General features: G+C 75.5%; 1 protein-coding gene. It reads left to right on the top strand.

The features are described 5' to 3' along the window. On the top strand, window positions 1-1,566 hold a 1,566-nt coding region (locus AB0J52_RS39855), incomplete at both ends, for a hypothetical protein (protein ID WP_500188338.1).

Here is a 1,566-nt window from a genome sequence, read left to right as displayed (position 1 = left end):
CCGGCGAGGCCCAGTCGTCCGGCGAGGCCCAGTCGTCCGGCACGGCGCAGCCGCCTCCCGCGACGCAGGGGGCCCGCGTGCCGGGCACGCTGCTGTTCGTCTCGGGAGAGCCGGGCTCGGGCAAGACGCACCTGGCCGCCCAGCTGATCCGGCGCATGCGGGAGGTGACCGGCGCGGCGGCGCCGGGCGCGGGGGCCGTCCTCGATCCGGACTACATCCCCGCGCGCGAGAGCTCGTTCACCCGGCTGTACGACAGCTTCCTCGAACGCCACGACCAGCGGAGCCTGCTGCGGTTCGTCCGCCACCACTACTCGGCGATCGTGGCGGACGCGCTCGCCGCCGCCGGGTTCCCCGAGCAGGTCATCGACCGGGTGCGCGGCCCGGACGCCGATCCGGGCGGCGTCGTCCGCATCTTCAACATGCCGGAGAGCAGCTACCTGGTCGAGCTGCGGGACCGGCTGTCGGCCGTCACCGGCCGCGACGACCTCGCCCGCGCGCTGGTGCTCATGGAGTCGCGGCCCGAGCTGGGCGAGCTGGTGCTGAAGTGGCTGTACGGCGCCGACCCGGACGACCCGCTGCGCGAGCAGGGCGTCAACGACCCGATCGCCGACGAGGCCGCCGCGCTCGGCATGGTCGGGGCGCTGGTCCGGCTGGTCGCCAGCGGCGGCGGCCCGTACGCGCTGATCCTGGACGACCTGGAGAAGGCGCTCCCCGACACCGGCACCCCGGACCGCCGGACCACCGACGCGTTCGGCAGGCTGCTGGACGACGCGGGCACGTCCGGCGTCTTCCTGGTGATGTGCGGCCTGCCGGAGTTCTTCAGCGGGTTCGCGCGCGAGGCCGAGGCCGGACGCGACTGCCATCGCATCCGGATGGACCGGCTGACCGAGGACGAGGTCACCTGGTACATCGCCCGGCACATGGAGCACACCGCCCGGCCCCCGGACGTCCCGGAGGGCGGCGGCGGGATCTGGCCGTTCACCGGGTCCGCCGTGGAGGCGATCGTCGACTTCAGCGCCGGCAACGCGCGCAAGGTGCTGCAGCTGTGCCGCGAGTGCTACGAGCAGCACCGGCGCGACGGGAACGAGATCACGGAGTTCGCCGTCGAGCGGGCGGCGGGGGAGACGCGGGCGGACACCACCGCCACCGTCGCCCGGCGCATCGAGCGCGTGCTCGTCTGGCAGGGCCGCCGCCTGTACCGCGACCACCGGGTCGCGGACGCCGGCGACGTGCGGGCGGCGTTCTGGGTTCCGGCGGCGGACGGCCCCGACCGGCCCGACGCGCCCGGCTGCGCGATCTTCCTCAGCGGCCCGCTCACCCTGGAGCGGGACGCCGAGCGGGTGGCCGGGCAGGCCGAGGCGGTCGTCCGGCAGCGGCCCGGCGCCCGGACGCTGCTGGTGGTGAACGGCCTGCTGAGCGACCAGGCGCAGCGGACCCTCGAAGGGCGCTTCTCCGACCAGCCGCTCCAGTACTCGCCCGCGACGTTCCAGCAGGTCCTCGACCGGCGGCTGCGCGACCTGCTCGACCAGGGCGGCGCGGGCGGCGAGGAGCTCACCCTGCTGCGCC

Source organism: Spirillospora sp. NPDC049652 (assembly GCF_040675125.1).
Classification (GTDB): domain Bacteria; phylum Actinomycetota; class Actinomycetes; order Streptosporangiales; family Streptosporangiaceae; genus Spirillospora.
The sequence above is the reverse complement of the archived record's forward strand: the minus strand, read 5'-3'. Positions and strand labels throughout refer to the sequence as shown.